This is a genomic window from Citrobacter sp. Cs237 (genome assembly GCF_030332325.1).
In the GTDB taxonomy this organism is placed as follows: domain Bacteria; phylum Pseudomonadota; class Gammaproteobacteria; order Enterobacterales; family Enterobacteriaceae; genus Citrobacter_A; species Citrobacter_A sedlakii.
The window spans coordinates 1-23,751 of sequence record NZ_JAOWIB010000100.1; the positions used below are offsets into that span (position 1 = coordinate 1).

The window sequence follows — 23,751 nt, forward strand, 5'->3', positions numbered from 1 at the left end:
GATTTTGAGAACGACAGTGACTTCCGTCCCAGCCTTGCCAGATGTTGTCTCAGATTCAGGTTATGTCGCTCAATGCGCTGCGTATATCGCTTGCTGATAACGTGCAGCTTTCCCTTCAGGCGTGATTCATACAGCGGCCAGCCATCCGTCATCCATACCACGACCTCAAAGGCCGACAGCAGGCTCAGAAGACGCTCCAGTGTGGCCAGAGTGCGTTCACCGAAGACGTGCGCCACAACCGTCCTCCGTATCCTGTCATACGCGTAAAACAGCCAGCGCTGACGTGATTTAGCACCGACGTAGCCCCACTGTTCGTCCATTTCAGCGCAGACAATCACATCACTGCCCGGTTGTATGCGCGAGGTTACCGACTGCGGCCTGAGTTTTTTAAGTGACGTAAAACCGTGTTGAGGCCAACGCCCATAATGCGTGCACTGGCGCGACATCCGACGCCATTCATGGCCATATCAATGATTTTCTGGTGCGTACCGGGCTGAGAGGCGGTGTAAGTGAACTGTAGTTGCCATGTTTTACGGCAATGAGAGCAGAGATAGCGCTGATGTCCGGCAGTGCTTTTGCCGTTACGCACCACGCCTTCAGTAGCGGAGCAGGAAGGACATCTGATGGAAATGGAAGCCACGCAAGCACCTTAAAATCACCATCATACACTAAATCAGTAAGTTGGCAGCATTACCAATTGACGTACAAACCGCGCATAGCGCCAACTTTCGTAAAACACGGATGACCAGATTCAGGTATACTAGCGACTTCGTTTTCACAAACATCAGGCATCCCATGACAGACTTAATCCACCGCCCTCGCCGCCTGCGCAAATCCGCTGCGCTGCGCGCCATGTTTGAAGAGACAACACTGAGCTTAAACGACCTGGTGTTGCCGATCTTTGTTGAAGAAGAACTCGACGACTACAAGGCTATTGAGGCCATGCCCGGCGTTATGCGCATTCCGGAAAAGCATCTGGCGCGCGAGATCGAACGTATCGCGAACGCGGGCATCCGTTCCATCATGACCTTTGGTATCTCTCACCATACCGATGACACCGGCAGCGATGCCTGGAAAGAAGACGGTCTGGTGGCGCGCATGTCACGCATTTGCAAGCAGACTGTGCCTGACATGATCGTGATGTCAGATACCTGCTTCTGCGAGTACACCTCCCACGGCCACTGCGGCGTACTGTGTGAGCACGGCGTTGATAACGACGCGACGCTGGCGAACCTCGGCAAGCAGGCGGTTGTTGCCGCAGCCGCGGGCGCTGACTTCATCGCGCCGTCCGCAGCAATGGATGGACAAGTACAGGCCATTCGCCAGGCGCTGGACGCCGCGGGCTTTACGGACACCGCGATCATGTCCTACTCCACCAAGTTCGCGTCATCGTTCTACGGCCCGTTCCGTGAAGCGGCAGGTACCGCGCTTAAAGGCGATCGTAAAACGTATCAGATGAACCCGATGAACCGCCGAGAAGCGATCCGTGAATCCCTGCTCGACGAAGCACAGGGCGCGGACTGCCTGATGGTGAAACCCGCTGGCGCGTACCTTGACGTATTGCGCGATATCCGTGAACGCACCGAATTACCGCTCGGCGCGTATCAGGTCAGCGGCGAGTACGCGATGATCAAATTTGCCGCCATGGCGGGCGCGATCGATGAAGAAAAAGTGGTGTTGGAAAGCTTAGGTGCGATCAAACGCGCGGGCGCGGACCTGATCTTCAGCTACTTCGCCCTGGACCTGGCGGAGAAAAACATCCTCCGCTAAGGTTCCTGCTTTTTGCCGGATGGCGTGCCCATCCGGCCTTTCCCCAAAACGTCACCCGATCGTCATACAAGCGACACTTACGCCTTCTACTGTCTGCTCAGGACAGATGGAGGGGATGCTATGTTTAGTCTCGAGAACGTACTCAACGACCTTTGGCCCGAGGCGAGGACCACGCCGTGGCAGAAGTCATTATTACAGCGTCTGCTCTATGAAAAAGAGTTTCAGCAGTTTGCGACACGCCATCCCCATCTCAAAGGGGTGGATATGGTCGAACAGGTCCTTGAACATCTGGAGATTCGCTGCGAGATCCCCGAACATCACATTGAAAATATTCCCGAATCGGGTCCCCTGGTGGTGATTGCCAACCATCCCACCGGCACGCTGGACGGACTGGCGCTGATCTATGCCCTCTCCCGCGCCCGACGTGATATCAAAGTCGTGACGAATCGACTGCTTTCGCACCTTACCCCGCTCCGCTCATTGTTCATCCCGGTAGACAATATTCATGGCCGTACGCCGAAATCCTCATTGCAGCAAATGGATGCGCATCTGCAGGCGGGTGGCGCACTGGTGTTTTTTCCCGCCGGAGAAGTTTCCCGCCTGACCCTGAAGGGAATAGCGGAGCGGCACTGGCATTCCGGGTTCATCAGAATGGCGGAGAAGTACCGCGCGCCGCTGCTGCCCGTTTACATTCACGCACGTAACAGCTCGCTGTTCTACGCCTGCGGCCTTATCTCCGCGCAGGCCTCACTGCTGCTGTTAATGCAGCAAATGTTTCGTCGCCGTGGCAGCACCCTGCCCGTGCGTATCGGACAGCAGATAGCCTGGACGCAGTGGTCCGCCCCCCAACGCACCGTTCGCGAGTTGGCCGGGAAGTGCCGTGAGCACGTCATTGCGCTGGGCCAGAACCGGGCCGGCGTGTTTCGCACCGAAAGCACCATCGCGCCGCCAGAGAACAGAGCGCGGTTGAAACGCCAACTGGCAAACGCGGAGTGTCTGGGCCGTACAGCAGATGGCAAAATCATCTATCTCTGGCAACGTAACGGGCAAGAAGACGCGACCATCCTGCGCGAGCTGGGACGGTTACGGGAAATCGCTTTTCGCGCGGTCGGTGAAGGCAGTGGTAAACGCCGCGACATCGACCGTTACGACGATGAATACCTGCACCTGATTTTATGGGATGAAGACGATCTGGAGATTGTTGGCGCGTACCGCTTTGCCCCCTGCGCTCTGGTGCAACAAAAACAGGGGCTTGACGGTCTGTATAGCCACAGCCTGTTCGACTACGATGCGCGCATGGCGGACATTATGCAGCAAGGTATTGAACTGGGGCGCAGCTTTATCCAGCCGCGCTACTGGGGACGACGGGGGCTGGACTATCTGTGGTCCGGCATCGGCGCCTGGCTCGCGCGCAATCCGCAGTACCGTTACCTGTTCGGACCGGTGTCGATCTCCGGCGGACTGCCTCCCGATGCCCGGGATCTGCTGGTGGCGTTCTATCGTCTGTGGTTCCCGCCCACGCATCCGCTGGCCGTCTCCCGCCAACCCTGTCCGGCATCGCTTCCCGATGTGCTGGCGCAGTTTACCGGCAACGATTACGCCGAAGATCTCACCCGTCTGAAATCGCTGTTGGGCAATCTCGGCTGCGGGATCCCGCCGCTGTATAAGCAATATTCCGAGCTGTGCGAACCGGGCGGCGTGCAGTTTATCGATTTTGGCCGTGACCCGGATTTCAACAACTGCGTGGACGGGTTGGTCCTGGTGGATTTAACCCGACTGAAGGCCAACCGCTACGCGCGTTATATCGGCGCGCATACGTAGCGCTTTAATTTAACCTGCCCGGAAGAACGGCTTATCCCCGAGAACAGTGGCCCGGTGCATAATTCGTCGCTGCGGCAGGTAATCGGCGTTGGCGTAATGCTGCGTCACCCGGTTATCCCAAATCGCCACATCATTCGGCTGCCAGCGCCAGCGCACCTGGAACTCCGGTTTCGTCATGTGGGCGAACAGGAAACCGAGCAGCGCCTCACTCTCTTTCTCTGTGACATCGACAATGCGCGTGGTGAATCCCTCGTTGACGAACAGCGCTTGTTTACCGCTTACCGGATGGGTGCGAATCACCGGATGCAGCAGCGGCGGATGTTTCGCCACGGCTTCCCGCCAGCGCTGATGCTCCTCCTCCGTCCGGCGGTATTTATACTCAGGGAAAGATTTGCGAAAGTCGTGCTCCGCCCGTAGCCCGCGCAATAACAGTCGAAATGGTTCAGAAAGCGCGTCATAGGCGGCAATACCGCTGCTCCACACCGTATCGCCGCCGGTATCGGGTAACGTTTTGGCAGCAAGTATCGCCCCGGCTGGCGGCGTCTCAATAAAGGTAACGTCAGTGTGCCAGTTGTCGTTATCCGGTGGATTATCGTTGTGCGTATCCAGCACGATAATCTCATCCACCCCGTCGGCATGGGGATAAACAGGATGAATATGCAGATCGCCAAACCGCAGAGCCAACGCGCGCTGCTGCCGGGGCGTAATGGCCTGCCCGCGCAAAAACACCACCTGATGGCGCAGTACCGCATGGTAAAGCTGCTCGAACTGATTATCGCTTAGCGGACGGGTCAAATCCGCGCCGGAAATCTGTGCGCCAATAAACGGCCCCAGCGGGGTAATTGCTAAACGTTCACTCATTGGACTTCTCCATACCAGGGCGTCAGGCGGCGCTGAAGCGCGCGCAAACCCAGTTCTAAAATAAAGGCGATAACCGCAATGACCGCGATCCCTGCCAACACGACGTCGGTCGCGAGAAATTCCCCTGCCGACTGCACCATAAATCCTAAGCCCCGCGTCGCGGCGATCAGCTCCGCCGCCACCAGCGTCGACCAGCCGACGCCAAGTCCGATACGCAAGCCGGTCAGGATCTCCGGCAATGCTCCCGGCAGGATCACGAACCAAAGTACCTGAAGCCGGCTGGCGCCCAACGACTGCGCCGCGCGAATGCGCACCTGCTGTACGCTTTTTACCCCGGCCATTGCCGACATCGTCACTGGCGCAAAAATCGCGAGATAGATCAGTAAGATCTTCGAGGTTTCGCCGATGCCAAACCAGATCACCATTAGCGGCAGATACGCCAGCGGCGGCACGGGCCGATACAGCTCAATGATCGGATCGAGCATGCCGCGCACCGTCGGGCTAAGCCCCATCGCGATCCCCACCGGAATACCGACAGCGACTGCCGCCAGCAGCGCCAGCACGATGCGGCTCAGACTGGCTGCCAGATGCTGCCACAGCGTGGCATCCATAAACCCCTGCGGCCCGGCAATAGCAATCAGCTTTTTCAGTACCTGCTCCGGCGGCGGCAGGAACAAAGGACTCACCAGTTGCATCGCCGCCACTGCCCACCACGCGAGCAGGATCGCCGCCAGCGTGGCAATGCTTAACGTGAATTGGCGGGAGAATGGCCTGCGCCATTTCAGCGCGCGTGGGCGCGGTTTATCGTTAATCAACACGCTCATGAAAAGGCCTCCCGCTCGGCGAAAACGCGCTGCAATACATACTCGCGGGTGTCGATAAACTGTGGGTCGGACTTGATACTACGCCCGCTTTCCCCCGCGACAACGCGCCGGGAAAAGTCGAGCGGCAGCCGTTCCAGCACCCGCCCTGGTCCGGGAGAGAGCAACAGCAGTTCGGTGGCCATAAATACTGCTTCTTCAATATCATGGGTAATGAGCAGCACCTGTTTTTCCGTCTCGTGCCAGAGCTTAAGCAGCAGGATTTGCATCTGCTCGCGGGTAAACGCATCCAGCGCGCCAAAAGGTTCGTCGAGCAGCAACAGTTGCGGGTTTGCCGCCAGCGCGCGGGCAATACCCACGCGCTGGCGTTGCCCGCCGGAAAGCTGCCAGATGTAACGCTGGCCAGCCCCGTCCAATCCGACCTTCCTCAGCATCGCCTGCGCAATGTCATCACGCTGCGCTTTTTTCACGCCTGCCAGTTGCAGACCCAACGCGACGTTGTCCTGCACGTTGCGCCACGGCAGCAGTCCTTCCTGTTGAAACACCACGCCTCGCTCCGCCCCCGGTCCGTCAACACGCTTCCCTGCCAGTTGTATCGTCCCGCGCTGATGCGGCATAAACCCGGCGATCAGATTCAGTAGCGTGGTTTTACCGCAGCCGGACGGGCCCAGCACGACCAGCAGTTCGCGGCTGTCCAGCGTCAGACTGATATCTTCCAGCGCGGGCTTTCCGCCGTAATCGGCGTATAAATGAGAGATTTGCAGCATCCTCGCCTCCTTTACGGTATAAAGCGATCGGTAACGAACTGGCTGTAGTCGCTTGCCACGGCGGGAACTTTGCCCTGCGCTTTCAGGAACTGCGCCGTGTCGATAATCGCTTTATTCACCGGCCCATTCAGTTCCGCTATCTGCTGCTGCGCCGTCAGGTAAGAATTACCCTTCACCAGACCCGGCACATCGGCTTCTGGCACGCCGCTTAGGCGCGACAGCTTGCGGAGGTTCTCCGACCGCTTCAGCCACGCGTCCGGATCTGCAATATAAGGCTGCTGCGCGTCGAGCGCGCTTTTGGCGAAGGCTTTCACGACTTCCGGATGTGAATCGGCAAAATCTTTCCGCACCACCCAGACATCAAGCGTCGGCGCGCCCCATTCCCCAACCTGAGCGGAGTCGGTCAGTACCTTGCCCTCTTTTTCCAGCGTATTAACCGCGGGCGCCCAGACATATGCGCCGTCAATATCCCCACGTTGCCAGGCGGCAATAATTGCCGGTGGCTGCAGGTTTATAATCTGTACCTGATCAGGCTTTATTCCCCAGTGCTTCAGCGCCGCCAACAGACTGTAATGGGTGGTGGAGATAAACGGTACCGCAATACGTTTGCCAATCAGATCCGTGGGCGTGTGGATGTTCTTCTTCACCACCAGCGCTTCGGAACTGCCGAGTTTAGAAGCGAGCAGGAAAACTTCGACAGGCACCTGCTGGCTGGCTGCGACCGCCAGCGGGCTGGAACCGAGATTACCAATCTGAACGTCGCCCGAGGCCAACGCGCGTACGATGCTCGCCCCGCTGTCGAACTTGCGCCAGTCGACGGTTGCGCCGCTCGCATTCTCAAACGTGCTGTCCGCCTGGGCGACTTTTGCCGGTTCAGCGGAGGTCTGATACGCGACGGTGACGTTAACCGCCTGCGCCTGAAACGCGATGAATGCCAGAACGGCAAGAAGTGAATAATGCGATGAACGTGCCATAGGTCTGCTCCCTTGTCTTGTTATAGAGGCAGTATTTCGTCGCAAAAGAAATTGATAAAGGAATTAAAAAGTCTTGCTAATAGCAAAGCGTTTTTAGAAAAAAATCGGCAATGGTTAGTGATTTCGCGCATTACCCCAAACGACGTCGCTGTCAGGTTGCATGACGTTTTTGTTACATCCATTCCATAACTACGCCTGATTGATTGCCAGCGCAGCGGCGGCAGGCATCATAGCGATATGATCCGGCAAGAGAGCAAAAAGATGATACGTGTGGTGCTGGTGGACGACCATGTGGTGGTGCGATCCGGTTTTGCGCAGCTACTGAGTCTTGAAGACGATCTGGACGTCGCGGGCCAGTACAGCAGCGCGGCAGAAGCGTGGCCTGCGCTGCTGCGCGAGGAGGTCAACGTGGCGGTGATGGATATCGCCATGCCGGATGAAAACGGCCTGAGCCTGCTGAAGCGACTGCGGGCGCAAAAACCGCAGTTCCGCGCCATTATTCTCAGTATTTATGACTCGCCGACCTTTGTGCAAAGCGCGTTGGATGCAGGCGCCAGCGGCTATCTCACCAAGCGTTGTGGACCGGAAGAACTGGTACAGGCCGTACGTTCCGTCGGCATGGGCGGGCACTATCTCTGCGCCGATGCGCTACGCGCGCTGCGCGGCGGGAAACAGTCATCACCGGTCCTGGAAGCGCTTACGCCACGCGAGCGCGAGGTATTCGACCTGCTGGTGAAGGGCGATAGCGTGAAAGCGATCGCCTTTAAGCTCGACCTGAGCCATAAAACAGTACATGTGCATCGCGCCAACGTGCTCGGCAAGCTGAACTGTCACAGCACCATTGAGCTGGTGCATTTTGCGCTCGACCACCAACTGCTGGCGGGGCACTGATGTCGCGCGGCGTTCGCCACGTCGTCATTTCGCTGTTTATCCTGCTGGCCTGGGGAACGGGCTGGCTGATGCTGTGGACGCTCAGTTTTTACCTGACCCACAACGGTCAACAAGCGGCGCTGTTTTTACCGCACGGCGTTTATCTGGCGCTGCTGATCCTGCTTTCGCGTCGTTACTGGCCCGCGCTGGTCTTACCGCCCATAGCGATGCTCTTCTGGCTGCACAGCGAACACTTACTGAATGGCTATCTGCTGACGACCGCACCGTTGATCGGCCTGCTTCCCGCCAGCCTCGCACAGCAGTACTGGCGCCGTTTCCCACTTTACTGGCAGCGGCTCACCCTGCTGCTGGCGACGGTCACCGTCGCTTCTCTTCTGAACACTGTCCTGCTTTCTCCGTTTGTGAAAAGCCCGGCATTACTGCTCGGACTGGCCTCATTTACTGGCGGCGTACTGCTGACGCCGTTTGTTTATCTGATTTTTGAATTTCTTCGCCAGCAGCACCGTTATCATCTGCTGGGACTGGACACCACTAATCCACCGCTGCGCACCTCGCTGATTATCTGGTGCAGCCTGTTTTTTATCATTGGCATCGGTACCCAGATGGTGCTTTCGCCGGAAATTGAACGGCTACTGCTGATTGTGGTCTTTCTCCCCAATGTCGTGATGGCATGGAAATTCGGCTGGCAGGGCGGCGTGCTTTCTGGCCTGCTCGGCAGCATGATGATCACCCTCGCCCGTCAGGTTGGGGTTGGATTCAGTAACCTGATTGAGCTGGAGATCTTCCTCGCCACCCAGTCGCTGCTGGGCATCGGGCTGGGGATCGCCATCAGCCGTCAGCAGCATCTGGCGCAAAACCTGCACCATTACCGGCAACGGCTGGAGGCCGAACTGGCGGCGCGACGGGCGCTGACTGAAAAGCTGATCCATACAGAGGAAGACACACGTAAAAATCTGGCGCGCGAGCTGCACGATGAAATCGGCCAGAACATTACCGCCATACAGATCCAGTCACAATTAGTAAAACGGGCGCGCGATCCGGCGCAAACCCAGGCCGCCGCCAGCCAGATTAACGAACTGGCCCGGCGCATTCACCACTCTACCCGTCAGCTTCTGCGCCAGCTTCGACCGCCCGCGCTGGATGAACTGTCATTCAAAGAGGCGCTGCATCATTTGCTCAATGAGTTTGCTTTTCAGGAGCGCGGTATCCGCTGCCGGTTTGACTATCAGTTACCCTCCACGCCCGAAAGCGAAACGGTGCGCTTTACCCTCTACCGTCTGTTGCAGGAACTGTTGAACAACGTCTGTAAGCACGCCGCCGCCAGTGAGGTCTCGATTGTTTTGCGCCAGCGCGGTGAGACGGTGTATCTGGACGTAAAAGACAACGGCGTGGGCATCGACGTGGCGCGCATGTCTGGCTTCGGTATTCAGGGAATGCGCGAACGCGTCAGCGCGCTCGGCGGTGAACTGACCCTGGAGTCCCGGGACGGCACGCGGGTGAGTGTTAACTTGCCCACAAATTTGCAACAAATCGCCTTTTAACCAGGAAAAAGTCTTAGTCACTCCGGACTTTCTCTCATCCCCTTTCGGTTTCATTTTTTTATAGTCAGAAAAACGGAGACGGTATGCACGCACGCCCAGCGACTGACATTGAACAACGTTACCGGACGCTGCGCCCGAGATTACTGCTGTGCATGGTGATTGGCTACGCGGCGTTCTACCTGACGCGCAAAAGCGTGAACTATGTGTTACCTGCGTTACAAACCGATCTGGGGCTGGATAAAGGCGATATCGGTCTCCTGGGATCGCTGTTTTACCTCAGCTACGGGCTGTCGAAATTCACCGCCGGACTGTGGCACGACAGCCACGGACAGCGTGGATTTATGGGCGTGGGACTTTTCGCTACCGGCGTGCTGAACGTCGCGTTCGCGTTTGGCGAGTCACTGACGCTTCTTCTTGCTGTCTGGACGCTGAACGGATTTTTTCAGGGCTGGGGCTGGCCGCCGTGCGCCCGTCTGCTGACCCATTGGTATTCACGCAATGAACGCGGTTTCTGGTGGGGCTGCTGGAACATGTCGATCAACATCGGCGGGGCGATTATCCCGCTGATTAGCGCCTTTGCCGCCCACTGGTGGGGCTGGCAGGCGGCGATGCTGACGCCGGGGATCATCAGCATGGCGCTGGGTATCTGGTTAACACTGCAACTGACAGGAACGCCCCGCGAAGAGGGATTACCGTCAGTCGGCGCCTGGCGTAACGACCCACTGGAACTGCGCCAGGAGCAGTTAAGCCCGCCGATGGGGCTGTGGCAGATGCTGCGAACCACCATGTTGAAAAACCCGATGATTTGGTTGTTAGGCGTGTCGTATGTGCTGGTGTATCTCATCCGCATCGCCCTGAACGACTGGGGCAACATCTGGTTGACCGAGAGTCACGGCGTCAATCTGCTGAGCGCCAACGCCACGGTTATGCTGTTTGAAGTGGGCGGACTGCTCGGCGCGCTGTTTGCTGGCTGGGGGTCAGATTTACTGTTCAGCGGCCAGCGGGCGCCGATGATTTTGCTGTTCACGCTGGGGCTGATGGTGGCCGTCGCCGCGCTGTGGCTGGCGCCAGTGCATCATTACGCGCTGCTGGCGGTCTGTTTCTTTACGGTGGGTTTCTTTGTCTTTGGCCCACAAATGCTGATCGGTCTTGCTGCGGTGGAGTGCGGACACAAAGCAGCGGCCGGGTCGATCACCGGGTTTCTCGGCCTGTTCGCCTATCTGGGAGCAGCGCTGGCGGGCTGGCCTCTGTCGCTGGTCATAGAACGCTACGGCTGGTCGGGGATGTTCAGTTTGCTCTCGATCGCCGCGGTATTAATGGGTTTACTGCTGATGCCCCTGCTGATGTCGGGCATCACCACCCCACTCAGTCAAAGGATAAAACAATGAAAATGACCTTTACCTCTACCCTTATTGCCTCTGCCGTGGCGCTGGCAACACTTTCCGGCGCGGCGCAGGCGAAAGGCCGTCTGGTGGTCTATTGCAGCGCTACCAATGAAATGTGCGAAGCAGAAACCAAAGCTTTTGGGGAAAAGTACGACGTGAAAACGTCATTCATCCGCAACGGCTCGGGCAGCACGCTGGCGAAAGTCGATGCCGAAAAGAAAAACCCGCAGGCTGACGTCTGGTACGGCGGTACGCTTGATCCGCAGTCTCAGGCTGGGGAAATGGGTCTGCTGCAACCGTATAAATCGCCCAACCTTGAGCAGGTCATGGCACAGTTCCGCGACCCTGCCAAACTGAAAGGAAATTATTCGTCGGCGGTGTATGTGGGCATTCTCGGCTTTGGCGTTAACACTGAACGCCTGAAAGAGAAAAACCTGCCGGTGCCAAAATGCTGGAAGGATCTGACTAAACCAGAATACAAAGGCGAAATTCAAATTGCCGACCCGCAAAGTTCCGGAACGGCGTACACCGCACTGGCGACTTTTGCGCAACTGTGGGGGGAAGATCAGGCCTTTGATTACCTGAAACAGCTAAACAGCAACGTTTCTCAGTACACCAAGTCCGGTATCGCCCCGGCGCGAAACGCCGCGCGCGGTGAAACGGCTATCGGTATCGGCTTCCTTCACGACTACTCGCTGGAAAAAGAGCAAGGCGCACCGCTGGAGCTGATCTCCCCGTGTGAAGGCACCGGCTACGAAATCGGCGGCGTCAGCATTCTGAAAGGCGCGCGCAATCTCGACAACGCCAAACTGTTCGTCGACTGGGTGCTGTCGAAAGAGGCGCAGGAACTGGCATGGAAGAAAGGTAAGTCTTATCAGATCCTGACCAATACCACCGCGGAAACGTCACCTAACTCACTGAAACTCGACGGCCTGAAGCTGATCAATTACGACATGGATAAATATGGCTCAACGGATGTTCGCAAAGCGCTCATCAATAAATGGGTCAGCGAAGTGAAAATGGGTAAATAAGCCCACTTTTGCGGTCATGCCGGGTGGCGGCTACGCCTACCCGGCCAGGATCTTCCTCAACACCGGAACCGCTATGTCACACACACTTGCACGCCATTCCGTGAAAAAACGGGATGCGGTATTCCTTTGGGTATTGCTGAGCTGGCTGGCATTTGCGCTGCTGCCGAGCTGGAGCCTGGATTATGGCCTGCTGGAGTCGACGCGCGATGAGATTGTCGACGCCTACGGCTGGTCGCAGGTTAATGTTAGCTGGCTGTGGTATCTGCTGCCAGGCCTGCTGCTGATACGTCCTTTTCAGGAAGCCACGCGGGAGCAGCGCAACCGCCATTACCTCGACGCAGGCTGGTCGTTATTCTGTATGGCGTTTGTTGTCATCAGCGCCACTGTGGAAGGTCGCGGCTTAGGCTACGCGACCCTCGTACTGTTTGTGGCGCTGGGCGCGATGATGACCCTGGCGCTGACCCGTCTGGAATGGCTGGGCGGCGACCGTTTCGTCATCGGCTCGCTGGTCGCCATCGTGGCGTTGATTGGCGTGTTTATCGTCTGGCCAAGCATCGCTATTTTTATTCCGATGTTCACCGGCGATACCGGAGAATTCGCGCCGCTGGCGTTTATGACCGTGCTGTCACAGGCACACATCATCCAGGTCATTATCAACTCTATCGCGCTGTCGATAGCGGTGGGCGTCGGCTGCACGTTCTTTGGTCTGGTGTTGGCGATTTACACCACCCGTATCGCCCGCCGCAGCGCCATTATTGGCCGTATTTTTTCAATATTGCCGATCGTCACCCCGCCGTTCGTCGTGGGGCTGGGGGTGACGCTGATGATGGGCCGCTCCGGCTATGTCACTGAATGGATGGTCGACTGGTTCGGGCTGACCAATACCAACTGGCTGTACGGTTTTACCGGCATCTGGCTGGCGCAGGTGCTGGCGTTTACCCCAATGGCGTTTATGATCCTCGATGGCGCGATCAAAACCATTCATCCATCGCTGGAAGAGGCTTCCTATACCCTGCGCGCCAGCCGCTGGCAGACGTTTAACGGCGTGTTTGTGCCGCTGCTCAAACCGGCGCTGGCGAACGCGTTTCTGATCGTCATTGTGCAGTCATTGGCCGACTTCAGTAACCCGCTGGTTCTCGGCGGTAACTTCGACGTTCTGGCCACGCAAATCTACTTTTACATTACCGGTTCACAACTGGATTATCAGGCCGCCAGTACCCTCGGCGCGTTCTTGCTGCTCTTTTCGCTGCTGGTGTTTTGCGTCCAGTACATGTGGATCGGTAAGCGCTCCTACGTCACCGTGTCCGGTAAATCGTATCGCGGTGATGTGCAACCGCTGCCGGTGACGCTCGTGTGGAGCGTGGTGGTGATCCTGGCGGTGTGGGTGGCCTTTAACGCCCTGCTCTACGGCAGCATTTTCTACGGCAGCTTTACCGTTAACTGGGGCGTGGACTACACCCTGACGCTGGATAACTTTATTAAGCTGTTCGGCCAGGGCATGAGTGACGGCGCATGGCCTTCGCTACTGGATACCCTGCTTTACGCCGGGATTGCCGCGCCAATCACCGCCGCCTTCGGGTTGCTTATCGCATGGATCGTGGTGCGCCAGCAGTTCAAAGGCAAGAAGACCATCGAGTTCACCACCATGCTGTGCTTTGCCGTACCCGGCACCGTGGCGGGCGTGTCGTACATTCTCGCCTTTAACAGCGCGCCAGTGTATCTCACCGGTACGGCGGCGATTGTCATTATCTCAATGGTGATGCGGAATGTGCCGGTAGGGATTCGCGCCGGAATTGCGGGCTTAGGACAAATCGATAAATCGCTGGATGAAGCTTCGCTCAGTCTGCGCGCCGGGAGTTTACGCACCATTACCCACATTCTGCTGCCGCTGCTGCGCCCGGCGATCCTCTCCGCGCTGATCTACAGCTTTGTGCGCGCCATTACCACCGTCAGCGCCATTGTGTTCCTCGTGACGCCGGACACCCGGGTGGCGACGGCCTACATTTTAAACCGCGTAGAAGACGGCGAATACGGGGTGGCGATTGCCTACGGTTCGATTCTGATCGTGGTGATGCTGGCAATCATTTTCATCTTTGACTGGCTGATCGGGGAAGCGCGTATCTCCCGTTCGAAAGCGAAAAATCAGGCGTAATGGAGCGCACTATGAGTCAGAAAAATTTTGTTGAACTGCGCAACGTCACCAAACGATTCGGCAGCAACACGGTGATCGACAATATCACTCTCACGATTCCGCAGGGACAAATGGTGACGCTGCTCGGTCCCTCCGGCTGCGGTAAAACCACTATTCTGCGTCTGGTCGCCGGGCTGGAAAAACCGAGTGAAGGGCAGATTTTTATCGATGGCGAAGATGTTACCCACCGTTCCATTCAGCAGCGCGATATCTGTATGGTATTCCAGTCCTACGCTCTGTTCCCGCATATGTCGCTGGGAGAAAATGTCGGCTACGGCCTGAAGATGCTCGGCGTCTCACGACAGGAAGTCAACGCCCGGGTGAAAGAGGCGCTGGCGATGGTCGATCTTGACGGCTTTGAAGCGCGCTATGTCGATCAGATCTCCGGCGGCCAACAGCAGCGCGTGGCGCTGGCGCGCGCCTTGATCCTCAAACCAAAGGTGTTGTTGTTCGATGAGCCGCTGAGTAACCTCGACGCTAACCTCCGGCGCAGCATGCGTGACAAGATCCGCGAACTGCAAAAGCAGTTTGATATTACCTCACTGTACGTCACCCACGATCAAAGCGAAGCCTTTGCCGTTTCCGACACCGTGCTGGTGATGAACAAAGGACATATCATGCAGATCGGTTCGCCGCAGGAACTCTACCGCCAGCCCGCGTCACGTTTTATGGCGAGCTTTATGGGCGATGCCAACCTGTTCCCGGCCACCTTCACCCCGGAAGCGGTGAATATTTACGGTTATCGCCTGCCGCGCCCCGCGCACTTTGTGGCTGAAGGCGCCGGGACCGTGGGCGTGCGTCCGGAAGCGATCACCTTAAGCGATCGTGGGGAAGAGAGTCAGCGTTGCGCCATCCGGCACGTGGCCTATATGGGGCCACAGTATGAAGTAACGGTGGAGTGGCACGGGCAGGAGATTTTATTACAGGTCAACGCTACGCGCTTACAGCCGGACGTCGGCGAGCAGTACTACCTCGAAATCCACCCGTACGGCATGTTTATGTTAGCGGACGCGGCGTGATCGTTGCCGGGTGGCGCGACGCCACCCGGCGCACCCTCAGCGCCGGGCGTTTAACTCGGCAATATCCTTTGGCGTCGTCCGGCAGCAGCCGCCTATCAGCTTCGCCCCCGCCGCTAACCACTGCGGCAAATAATCCGCCAGCGTCTCGCACGCTTCACCATGATGATGCCAGGTTTTGCTCACCGCATCGTAATGCTCACCCGAATTCGGGTAAATCACCAGCGGCAGCGCCGTTACGCCGCGCAAATGCTGTAACGCGGCGGTGGTGTTTTCCAGCGCGATGCAGTTAATGCCAATCGCGACCACCTGCGGATAATGATTAAGCCACTCGGCCACCTCCTGCAACGGCGTGCCGTCGCTCAGATGTTCACTGTCGCGTAGGGTGAAAGAGAACCATGCGCGGGCGCGCGGGTAGTCGGTCAACAGCGCCGCCAGCGCCTGAATCTCAACAAAGTTAGGCAGCGTTTCACAGGCCAGCAGATCGGCGCCAGCATCCAGTAGCGCCTCAACGCGCGGACGGTGGAAGGCCTGAAATTGCTCGGGGGTGCGCACGTAGTCACCGCGATATTCCGACCCGTCCGCCAGGAACGCGCCATACGGGCCGACCGATCCCGCCACCAGCAGCGTGCCCGCCTGCGGATTTTCCGCCAGCCAGGCTTCGCGAGCTTTACGCGCCAGCTCCACGCTTTTGCCGATCAGCGCTTTGGCCTGCGCTTCATCCAGTCCGCGCGCCGCAAACCCTTCCGGCGTGGCCTGGTAACTGGCGGTAATCGCGCACTGGGCCCCGGCGCGAAAATAGTCCAGATGCACTTCGCGGATCAGCTCCGGGTTTTCTACCAGCACCCTGGCTGACCACAAACTGTCGGTAAGATCGCACCCCCGCGCTTCCAGCTCCGTCGCCATTGCCCCGTCCAGCAACAGAAAATCGTGCTTTTCGAGAATGGCGCTTAACGGATTATTCTGCGACATGTTCAGACTCCTGTTGTTTATCTCGCGATTGAGTAAGGAAATAAACACCATAACACAGCGCCACAAACGGTAAACCGCACCACAGCGCAATTCTCTGACTCGGATCGAAAGCCAGCCCGACACAGGCCACCAGGCAAAGGACGAACCCGGACACGGGCACCAACGGATACCAGGGGGCGCGATACTGTAGCGCATCAAGCGTTTTGCCCTGCTGAAGGTGACGACGACGAAAAACAAAATGTGACGCGCAGATACTCAGCCACACCGCCACCACAGCAAAGCCGGAAATCGCCGACAGCGCGACATAGACCGTATCCGGCGCGATCACGCTGGAAAACAGCGCCAGCACGCCGCCGAGCATACTCACCGACAGCGCGGTAAGCGGCACGCCATTGCGGGTCACCCGCGCAAAACAGGCGGGCAGCGTGCGCTCGTTAGACAGCGACCACAGCATCCGCCCGGACGCGTACAGCCCGGAGTTTGCCGCCGACAGGATCGCAGTCAGGATCACGAAGTTCACAATATCCGCCGCGTAAGGAATGCCCACCTTCTCAAATACCAGCACAAACGGGCTTTTTTCAACCCCCGCCTGCTGCATTGGGATCAGCGCCGCCAGCACGAACACGGTGCCGATAAAGAAAATGATCAGCCGGGCAATGGTGGTACGAATCGCCACCGGGATGACTTTTTGCGGGTTTTCCGTTTCACCGGCGGCAATGCCGATAAGCTCCGTGCCGGAAAAGGCGAAATTCACCGCCACCATGGTCATCAGAATCGGCAGGCCGCCGTGCGGGAACCAGCCTTCGGCGGTGATATTGCTTAACCCCGGCGCGGGTGAACCGTCCCGCATCGGAATGATACCGAAAATCGCCGCTCCGCCAAGAACAATAAACGCGATGATGGTGATCACCTTCACCAGCGAAAACCAGAACTCGCCTTCGGCAAAAAAGCGGGTGGACACCACGTTCAGGCCAAAAATCACCAGACAGAAAATGACACACCAGATCCAGACGGGCACCTGCGGGAACCAGTACTGCATGCAAAATCCGGCGGCGGTAAAGCTGGAGCCGAGCGCCACAGTCCAGGTCAACCAGTAAAGCCATGCCACGGTGTACCCCGTCGCCGGACCGAGGTAGCGCGCGGCATAGACGTGAAACGCCCCGGTTTCCGGCATCGCGACCGACAGCTCGCCAAGGCACTGCATCACCAGCCAGACCACCAGCGCGCCAATCAGATAAGCCAGCAGCGTCCCTGCCGCCCCGGTGGTTGAAATAATGTATCCGGTATTAAAAAATAAGCCGGTACCGATTACGCCGCCCAGAGACAGCATAATCAGATGGCGGGTTTTCATGGTGCGCTTCAGTGGCGCATGTTGTTGTGTTGTTTGCATATAACCTTCTAAACGTATGGACATCTAAACATCCAAAGAAGGTTTGTTATACCGTGTTTACGGGCGGAATGCAAAACAGCGCCTTCCCCGCTCAGCGGACCTGGCTGCTGCGACTGATGCGGGACACAGCTTTTTTGGCCCAATCTCATCGCTATTCGCCCATTTGCCCACATTTTTTCCTCGCGCCCTCTATTACGCTGTCTCCACTGACCCTCTCGTGGAGTACCGATGATGAACATTACGCAAATTCGCAACGCCACCCAGTTGATTACGTTTGGCGGCAAAACATTTCTCATTGACCCGATGCTGGCGCCGAAAGGCGCGTGGCCGGGCTTTCCCGGCACCGCCCGCGCCGATATTCGCAACCCCACCGTGGAGCTTCCCTGCGATATCGACACGCTGTTACAGGCCGACGTGCTGATCGTCACCCATCTGCATGAAGACCATTGGGACGACGCCGCGTCCGCATGCGTGCCGAAGGATAAGCCGATTTATGTGCAAAACGAGCAGGATGCGCAGACGCTGCGCGAACAGGGTTTTACCGCGCTGACGGTGCTGACGGAAGAGACCATTCTCGGGGCGATCACGCTGCGTAAAACCGGCGGCCAGCACGGCTCCGATCGTCTGTATGCCGTTCCCGAAATGGCGGCCCGGCTGGGCGAAGCCTGCGGGCTCATCTTGACCCATCCGCAGGAAAAAACGCTGTATCTGGTGGGCGATACCGTCTGGCGCGACGAGGTCGAAGCCAACATGATCCGCTATCAGCCTGATGTGGTGGTATTGAACGCCGGTTTCGCGCACGTCATCGGTTTTGGCCCGATCATCATGGGCGCGGAAGATGTGCTAAAAACCCATTTCACCCTACCGGACGCGCAGATCGTGGCAACGCATATGGAAGCCATCAATCACTGTCTGTTAACGCGCGCGGCGCTCAAAGACTACGCACGTGACAACCAGATTGCAGAATATGTGCATGTGCCGGAAGATGGGGAAACCCTGACGTTTTAACCGCCATCGAGGAGAACTATGCGCCCCGTTACCGTCGCCATTGTCGCCGTGGACGATTTCAGCCCATTTCACTTTTCTGTGCCCTGCATTCTGTTCGGGGAAAAGGTGGCAACGCAGAAGCGCTTTACGGTGAAGATCTGCGCCGAAACGCCGGGTACGGTCAACTCGCAGGACGGGTTTTCGTTGCACGCCGCCTACGGTTATGAGGCGCTCATCGACGCGGATATTGTGATGATCCCCTACTGGGGCGCCACCGCCCAGCGTCCTCCCCAGACGCTACTGGGTACGCTGGTGCAGGCCCGGCAAAACGGCGCGCAAATTGTTGGCCTTTGTCTGGGGGCATTTGTTCTGGGCTATGCAGGCCTTCTGGACGGCAAACGCGCCGCCACGCACTGGGAATTTGAGCAGGATTTTCAGGCGCGTTTTCCGGCGGTGACACTTGATATCAACGCCTTGTATGTTGATGACGACGGGATCATCACCTCTGCGGGCACGGCGGCGGCTCTCGACTGCTGCCTGTATGTGATTCGCCAGCGCTTTGGCAGCGTAGTGGCAAACCAAATCGCCCGGCGGATGATTGTTCCGCCACACCGTGAAGGCGGCCAGGCGCAATTTATCGCCCAGCCGGTGCCCAAAACCACGCGCGATGCGCGCATTAACGGACTGCTGGACTATTTGCGCCAGACAATCCGCGCGCCCCATGACCTTGATTCGCTCGCCAGTCGGGTCATGATGAGTCGTCGCACGCTCACGCGTCATTTTATGAAGGCGACAGGGTGTAGCGTCGCCGAATGGCTGATCCGTGAACGCCTGCGCCTCAGCCAGACGCTGTTGGAATCCAGCCAATTGCCCATCGAGCGCATCGCCAGTGAAGTGGGTTTTCAGTCTGCTGTGACCTGGCGTCAGCATTTTAAATCCCACTTCGGCGTCAGCCCGGCTGAATGGCGAAAAACCTTTCGCGGTATGGCATGATAGCGCGCGGAAAACGTGGAAATCAGGGTGATGAATGTGAAACCGGTAACGCTTTACGATGTGGCAGACTATGCTGGCGTCTCTTATCAGACCGTCTCGCGGGTGGTGAATCAGGCCAGTCACGTCTCGGCGAGAACCCGCGAAAAAGTGGAAGCCGCCATGGCGGAGCTGAACTACATTCCTAACCGTGTCGCCCAACAGTTAGCCGGCAAACAGACGCAGCTGATTGGCGTTGCCACCGCCAATCTGGCGCTGCACGCACCGTCGCAGATTGTCGCCGCCATTAAATCCCGCGCCGACCAGTCCGGGGCCAGCGTGGTAATTTCCATGGTAGAGCGCAGCGGCGTCGACGCCTGTAAAGCGGCAGTGCATAACCTGCTTGCGCAGCGGGTAAGTGGGCTTATCATCAACTATCCCCTCGACGAAGACGACGCCATTGCCGTTGCCGCCGCCTGTGGCAACGTGCCGGTACTGTTCCTTGACGTGTCGGACCAGTCGCCCATCAACAGCATTATTTTTTCCCACGACGACGGCGCGCGCCTCGGCGTGGAGCACCTGGTTCAGCACGGCCACCAGCGCATCGCCCTGCTGGCCGGACCGCAAACGTCAGTTTCCGCGCGCCTGCGTCTGGCGGGCTGGCATAAGCACCTCGCGCGTTATCAACTCCAGCCGGTGGCGCAACAGGAAGGCGACTGGAGCGCGATGTCCGGTTATCTCCAGACCCAACGGATGCTTAACGCGGGGACGATCCCCGGCGCGATGCTGGTCGCCAACGATCAGATGGCGTTAGGCGCAATGCGCGCCATAAGCGAGTTCGGTCTGCGCGTGGCGACCGATATTTCCGTAATCGGCTATGACGATACCGAAGACAGCGCCTGCTACATTCCCCCCCTTACGACCATCAGGCAGGATTTCGCGCTGCTTGGACAAACCAGCGTCGACCGCCTGATCCAGCTTTCTCGCGGGGCATCAACCGGGGGCAATCAGTTGCTGCCGGTCACGTTGGTGGAGCGCAAAACCGTACAGCCACCTGGGACACAGGCCGCCTCTCCACAAGCGCTGGCCGACTCGCTCATGCAGCTGGCGCGTCAGGTCGCCCTGTTAACACGCTAAATCCTGCACACGAAAATGTGTGAGACAGTTCACCCATTAGCCTCAACAGACTTTACAGTTTTCTGGCTCTGCCCGTATGTTGTCTAAAATTGTGAGCGGATAACAATTCACGACAGGACATAGCCATGACATTGACCACGGATTCACTCGCCGCCGTACTGGCGCGCCGCGACTGGGAAAACCCCGGCGTAACCCAGCTTAACCGTCTGGAAGCCCACCCGCCATTTTCCAGCTGGCGCAGCGCCGAAGACGCCCGGGATAATACCCGTTCTCCCCAATTGCGCAGCCTCAACGGCGACTGGAAATTTGCCTGGTTCGCCTCGCCGGAGGCGGTGCCGGAAAGCTGGCGGCTAAACGATCCGGAAAATGCCGACACTATCCCCGTACCGTCAAACTGGCAAATGTACGGCTACGACGCACCGATTTATACCAACGTCACCTACCCAATTCCGGTCAATCCGCCTTACGTACCCGCAGAGAACGCTACAGGATGTTACTCGCTCACATTTGATATTGACGAGGCAGCACTCCACGACAGCCAGACGCGGATCATTTTCGACGGCGTCAATTCGGCCTTTCATCTCTGGTGCAACGGACGCTGGGTCGGCTACGGCCAGGACAGCCGTCTGCCTTCGGAGTTCGATCTCAGCGATTTTCTGCGCGGCGGCGAGAACCGTCTGGCGGTGATGGTGCTGCGCTGGAGCGACGGCACATACCTGGAAGATCAGGACATGTGGCGCATGAGCGGTATCTTCCGCGACGTCAGCCTGCTAACCAAGCCCGCTACGCAAATCAGCGATCTGCGGATTTCCACCCGCTTTAATGATGATTTCAGCCGCGCCGAACTGGCCGCCGAAATCAGAATGCACAGTGAACTGCGCGACGGTCTGCGCGTCACCGTGCAGTTGTGGGATGGCGACGTCCTGGTCGGTGAACAGACGGCCCCCTTTGGCGGCGAAATTGTTGACGAGCGCGGCGCGTATCATGACCGCGTTACCCTGCGCCTGAAAGTCGATAACCCGTCGCTGTGGAGCGCCGAAACGCCGCATCTGTACCGCGCGGTTGCGCAGTTGCATACCGCTGACGGCGAACTGATTGAAGCCGAAGCCTGTGACGTCGGCTTTCGCCAGATCAGCATTGAAAACGGCCTGCTGTTGCTGAACGGCAAGCCGCTGCTGATTCGCGGGACAAATCGCCACGAACATCACCCGAAGCACGGTCAGGTAATGGACGAAGCGACAATGGTACAGGACATCATCCTGATGAAGCAGAACAATTTTAACGCCGTGCGCTGCTCCCATTACCCAAACCATCCGCTGTGGTACACGCTGTGCGACCGTTATGGGCTGTACGTCGTGGATGAGGCCAACATCGAAACCCACGGCATGGTGCCGATGAACCGCCTGACCGATGACCCAACCTGGCTTCCCGCCATGAGCCAGCGGGTGACGCGCATGGTACAACGCGACCGCAATCACCCGAGCATTATTATCTGGTCGCTGGGCAATGAGTCCGGGCATGGCGTCAACCACGACGCGCTGTACCGCTGGTTGAAATCGGAAGATCCGTCGCGCCCGGTGCAATATGAGGGCGGCGGCGCAGACAGCGCGGCGACGGATATTATCTGTCCGATGTATGCCCGCGTCGATCAGGATCAGCCGTTCCCGGCGGTGCCGAAATGGTCAATCAAAAAATGGCTGTCAATGCCGGGCGAGCAGCGTCCGCTGATCCTCTGCGAATACGCGCACGCAATGGGCAACAGCCTCGGCGGTTTCGCCAAATACTGGCAGGCGTTTCGACAGTATCCTCGCCTGCAGGGGGGCTTTGTCTGGGACTGGGTCGATCAGTCGCTGATTAAATATGATGATGAAGGTAACCCATGGTCAGCCTACGGCGGCGACTTTGGCGACACGCCGAATGACCGCCAGTTCTGCATGGACGGTCTGGTGTTTGCCGACCGTACGCCGCATCCGTCGCTATACGAAGCCAAACACGCGCAGCAGTTTTTCCAGTTTACCCTGCTGCCCGGCGCGGAACGTAACATCGAGGTGACCAGCGAATATCTGTTCCGCCATAGCGACAATGAGATCCTGCACTGGTCCCTTGCCCTGGACGGTAACCCCATTGCAGCGGGGAACGTCGTGCTGGACATCGCCCCGCAGGGACGCCAGGTCATTACCCTTCCCGACGTTGCTGCCCCCAATGCAGCAGGCCAGCTATGGCTGACGGTGCGCGTTGAGCAGCCGCAGGCCACCGCGTGGGCGCCAGCCGGACACATCAGCGCCTGGCAGCAGTGGCCGCTGGCGGAAAAACTGAGCGTGGCGATCTCCCCGCCTGTCGGTTGTGCGCCACGGCTTGAGGCGGGAGAGACGCATTATCTGGTCACGGTGAATCAACAACGCTGGCAGTTCTGCCGCCAGCAGGGTGTATTGACGCAGTACTGGATCGGCGAGGACGCGCAGCTGCTGACCCCGCTTCGCGACCAGTTTACCCGCGCGCCGCTTGATAACGATATCGGCGTCAGCGAAGCCACGCGTATTGACCCGAACGCCTGGGTTGAACGCTGGAAAGCCGCCGGGCATTACCGCGCAGAAGCGATGCTGTTGCAGTGCGAAGCACAGACGCTCACCGACGCGGTGATCATCACTACCGCCCACGCCTGGCAGACCCAGGGGGAAACGCTGTTTATCAGCCGTAAAACCTGGCGCATTGACGGAGACGGCGAACTGACGATCACGGTGGATGTGGATGTCGCCCACGGCACGCCACACCCGGCGCGCATCGGACTGACCTGCCAACTGGCCCAGGTGGCGGATCGCGTGAACTGGCTGGGATTAGGTCCGCATGAAAACTACCCGGACCGCCTCTCTGCCGCCTGCTTTGATCGCTGGGACCTGCCGCTCGACGACATGTATACGCCGTACGTTTTTCCGAGCGAAAACGGGCTGCGCTGCCATACCCGCGAACTGCGCTATGGCGCCCACTGCTGGCGCGGCGACTTCCAGTTCAATATCAGCCGCTACAGCCAGCAACAACTGATGAAGACCAGCCATCGCCATCTGCTGCAGGAAGAGGCCGGTACATGGCTGAACCTTGACGGCTTCCACATGGGCGTGGGCGGCGACGACTCCTGGAGTCCGTCGGTGTCGCCGGAATACCAGCTCAGCGCAGGTCGCTATCACTACCAGATCGTCTGGTGCCTGAAATAACAAAAAACGGGCAGGTTA

19 protein-coding genes are annotated in these 23,751 nt (G+C 58.2%); 12 read left to right on the forward strand and 7 right to left on the reverse strand.

Annotated elements, in window-relative coordinates; all coding sequences use genetic code 11:
• A protein-coding gene (locus OGY07_RS08950; RefSeq protein WP_250130439.1) for an IS1 family transposase occupies window positions 1–640 on the reverse strand; the annotation gives its coding sequence in 2 pieces (ribosomal slippage) (window positions 1–391 and window positions 391–640; 641 coding nt annotated over the 2 pieces). This gene is flagged as partial in the annotation.
• Window positions 641–795: 155 nt separating this feature from the next.
• Here OGY07_RS08950 and hemB point away from each other — a divergent pair.
• The gene (hemB, locus tag OGY07_RS08955) at window positions 796–1,770 is read left to right on the forward strand and encodes a porphobilinogen synthase (RefSeq protein WP_060569091.1); all 975 of its coding nucleotides are present in this window, start codon (window positions 796–798) and stop codon (window positions 1,768–1,770) included.
• Between the two features lie 120 nt (window positions 1,771–1,890).
• Window positions 1,891–3,591 carry a bifunctional ornithine lipid synthase OlsF gene (gene olsF, locus OGY07_RS08960; RefSeq protein ID WP_286600050.1) on the forward strand — a complete coding sequence of 567 codons (1,701 nt, stop codon included), beginning with the start codon at window positions 1,891–1,893 and terminating at the stop codon, window positions 3,589–3,591.
• A gap of 9 nt (window positions 3,592–3,600) precedes the next feature.
• Here the strand turns inward: olsF and tauD are convergent, their stop codons facing one another.
• Genes tauD through tauA form a run of 4 tightly spaced genes read right to left on the reverse strand, consistent with a single transcriptional unit; the run spans window position 3,601 to window position 7,014 of the window.
• Window positions 3,601–4,452, reverse strand: coding sequence for a taurine dioxygenase (gene tauD / locus OGY07_RS08965; RefSeq protein ID WP_042286076.1), 852 nt, complete (start codon window positions 4,450–4,452; stop codon window positions 3,601–3,603).
• Complete coding sequence (tauC, locus tag OGY07_RS08970; RefSeq protein ID WP_060569094.1) at window positions 4,449–5,276, reverse strand: taurine ABC transporter permease TauC; 828 nt, start codon at window positions 5,274–5,276, stop codon at window positions 4,449–4,451. Before tauC ends, tauD begins: the two co-directional genes overlap by 4 nt.
• Window positions 5,273–6,040 (reverse strand): taurine ABC transporter ATP-binding subunit, encoded by a 768-nt coding sequence (tauB, locus tag OGY07_RS08975; RefSeq protein ID WP_286600054.1) that lies wholly within the window; start codon window positions 6,038–6,040, stop codon window positions 5,273–5,275. Before tauB ends, tauC begins: the two co-directional genes overlap by 4 nt.
• Window positions 6,041–6,051: 11 nt before the next feature.
• A complete protein-coding gene (tauA, locus tag OGY07_RS08980; protein WP_286600056.1) occupies window positions 6,052–7,014 on the reverse strand; it encodes a taurine ABC transporter substrate-binding protein in 963 nt (320 codons plus the stop codon).
• A 261-nt stretch (window positions 7,015–7,275) separates the two neighbouring features.
• Here tauA and OGY07_RS08985 point away from each other — a divergent pair, with 261 nt between their 5' ends.
• From OGY07_RS08985 to fbpC, 6 genes are all read left to right on the forward strand, one after another.
• Window positions 7,276–7,905: a response regulator transcription factor gene (locus OGY07_RS08985; protein ID WP_042286212.1), complete on the forward strand. Its 630-nt coding sequence runs from the start codon at window positions 7,276–7,278 to the stop codon at window positions 7,903–7,905.
• Window positions 7,905–9,446, forward strand: coding sequence for an MASE1 domain-containing sensor histidine kinase (locus tag OGY07_RS08990; RefSeq protein ID WP_181821892.1), 1,542 nt, complete (start codon window positions 7,905–7,907; stop codon window positions 9,444–9,446). The genes OGY07_RS08985 and OGY07_RS08990 overlap by 1 nt, the downstream gene beginning before the upstream one ends.
• 83 nt (window positions 9,447–9,529) lie before the next feature.
• Window positions 9,530–10,834, forward strand: a complete 1,305-nt coding sequence (uhpC, locus tag OGY07_RS08995) for an MFS transporter family glucose-6-phosphate receptor UhpC (protein ID WP_286600059.1) — start codon at window positions 9,530–9,532, stop codon at window positions 10,832–10,834.
• The gene (locus OGY07_RS09000) at window positions 10,831–11,862 is read left to right on the forward strand and encodes an ABC transporter substrate-binding protein (RefSeq protein ID WP_181821894.1); all 1,032 of its coding nucleotides are present in this window, start codon (window positions 10,831–10,833) and stop codon (window positions 11,860–11,862) included. Before uhpC ends, OGY07_RS09000 begins: the two co-directional genes overlap by 4 nt.
• A 73-nt stretch (window positions 11,863–11,935) precedes the next feature.
• Window positions 11,936–14,014 (forward strand): ABC transporter permease, encoded by a 2,079-nt coding sequence (locus tag OGY07_RS09005; RefSeq protein ID WP_060569099.1) that lies wholly within the window; start codon window positions 11,936–11,938, stop codon window positions 14,012–14,014.
• Between the two features lie 11 nt (window positions 14,015–14,025).
• The gene (gene fbpC, locus OGY07_RS09010) at window positions 14,026–15,072 is read left to right on the forward strand and encodes a ferric ABC transporter ATP-binding protein (RefSeq protein WP_042286092.1); all 1,047 of its coding nucleotides are present in this window, start codon (window positions 14,026–14,028) and stop codon (window positions 15,070–15,072) included.
• A gap of 36 nt (window positions 15,073–15,108) precedes the next feature.
• Here fbpC and mmuM read toward each other — a convergent pair whose 3' ends face one another.
• Both mmuM and mmuP read right to left on the reverse strand, forming a co-directional pair.
• Window positions 15,109–16,041 carry a homocysteine S-methyltransferase gene (gene mmuM / locus OGY07_RS09015; RefSeq protein WP_042286094.1) on the reverse strand — a complete coding sequence of 311 codons (933 nt, stop codon included), beginning with the start codon at window positions 16,039–16,041 and terminating at the stop codon, window positions 15,109–15,111.
• On the reverse strand, window positions 16,028–17,431 hold the full coding sequence (gene mmuP, locus OGY07_RS09020) for an S-methylmethionine permease (protein WP_286600065.1): 1,404 nt from the start codon (window positions 17,429–17,431) through the stop codon (window positions 16,028–16,030). Before mmuP ends, mmuM begins: the two co-directional genes overlap by 14 nt.
• A 231-nt stretch (window positions 17,432–17,662) precedes the next feature.
• Between mmuP and OGY07_RS09025 the strand changes: the two genes are divergently transcribed.
• The 4 genes from OGY07_RS09025 (at window position 17,663) to OGY07_RS09040 (ending at window position 23,733) form a co-directional block, all read left to right on the forward strand.
• On the forward strand, window positions 17,663–18,439 hold the full coding sequence (locus OGY07_RS09025; RefSeq protein ID WP_200033976.1) for an MBL fold metallo-hydrolase: 777 nt from the start codon (window positions 17,663–17,665) through the stop codon (window positions 18,437–18,439).
• A gap of 18 nt (window positions 18,440–18,457) precedes the next feature.
• Window positions 18,458–19,411, forward strand: coding sequence for a GlxA family transcriptional regulator (locus tag OGY07_RS09030; protein WP_060569108.1), 954 nt, complete (start codon window positions 18,458–18,460; stop codon window positions 19,409–19,411).
• 27 nt (window positions 19,412–19,438) lie between these two features.
• A complete protein-coding gene (locus OGY07_RS09035; RefSeq protein WP_131729027.1) occupies window positions 19,439–20,524 on the forward strand; it encodes a LacI family DNA-binding transcriptional regulator in 1,086 nt (361 codons plus the stop codon).
• Window positions 20,525–20,649: 125 nt separating this feature from the next.
• Complete coding sequence (locus OGY07_RS09040; protein ID WP_286600068.1) at window positions 20,650–23,733, forward strand: beta-galactosidase; 3,084 nt, start codon at window positions 20,650–20,652, stop codon at window positions 23,731–23,733.
• Window positions 23,734–23,751: the final 18 nt, after the last annotated feature.

Coding starts and splice junctions, on each gene's coding strand:
- OGY07_RS08990 (WP_181821892.1), top strand. CDS start 7,905: ATGTCGCGCGGCGTTCGCCACGTCGTCATTTCGCTGTTTATCCTGCTG.
- tauD (WP_042286076.1), bottom strand. CDS start 4,452: ATGAGTGAACGTTTAGCAATTACCCCGCTGGGGCCGTTTATTGGCGCA.
- OGY07_RS09000 (WP_181821894.1), top strand. CDS start 10,831: ATGAAAATGACCTTTACCTCTACCCTTATTGCCTCTGCCGTGGCGCTG.
- OGY07_RS09040 (WP_286600068.1), top strand. CDS start 20,650: ATGACATTGACCACGGATTCACTCGCCGCCGTACTGGCGCGCCGCGAC.
- tauC (WP_060569094.1), bottom strand. CDS start 5,276: ATGAGCGTGTTGATTAACGATAAACCGCGCCCACGCGCGCTGAAATGG.
- OGY07_RS09005 (WP_060569099.1), top strand. CDS start 11,936: ATGTCACACACACTTGCACGCCATTCCGTGAAAAAACGGGATGCGGTA.
- OGY07_RS09030 (WP_060569108.1), top strand. CDS start 18,458: ATGCGCCCCGTTACCGTCGCCATTGTCGCCGTGGACGATTTCAGCCCA.
- tauB (WP_286600054.1), bottom strand. CDS start 6,040: ATGCTGCAAATCTCTCATTTATACGCCGATTACGGCGGAAAGCCCGCG.
- uhpC (WP_286600059.1), top strand. CDS start 9,530: ATGCACGCACGCCCAGCGACTGACATTGAACAACGTTACCGGACGCTG.
- mmuP (WP_286600065.1), bottom strand. CDS start 17,431: ATGCAAACAACACAACAACATGCGCCACTGAAGCGCACCATGAAAACC.
- OGY07_RS08985 (WP_042286212.1), top strand. CDS start 7,276: ATGATACGTGTGGTGCTGGTGGACGACCATGTGGTGGTGCGATCCGGT.
- mmuM (WP_042286094.1), bottom strand. CDS start 16,041: ATGTCGCAGAATAATCCGTTAAGCGCCATTCTCGAAAAGCACGATTTT.
- tauA (WP_286600056.1), bottom strand. CDS start 7,014: ATGGCACGTTCATCGCATTATTCACTTCTTGCCGTTCTGGCATTCATC.
- olsF (WP_286600050.1), top strand. CDS start 1,891: ATGTTTAGTCTCGAGAACGTACTCAACGACCTTTGGCCCGAGGCGAGG.
- OGY07_RS09025 (WP_200033976.1), top strand. CDS start 17,663: ATGAACATTACGCAAATTCGCAACGCCACCCAGTTGATTACGTTTGGC.
- hemB (WP_060569091.1), top strand. CDS start 796: ATGACAGACTTAATCCACCGCCCTCGCCGCCTGCGCAAATCCGCTGCG.
- fbpC (WP_042286092.1), top strand. CDS start 14,026: ATGAGTCAGAAAAATTTTGTTGAACTGCGCAACGTCACCAAACGATTC.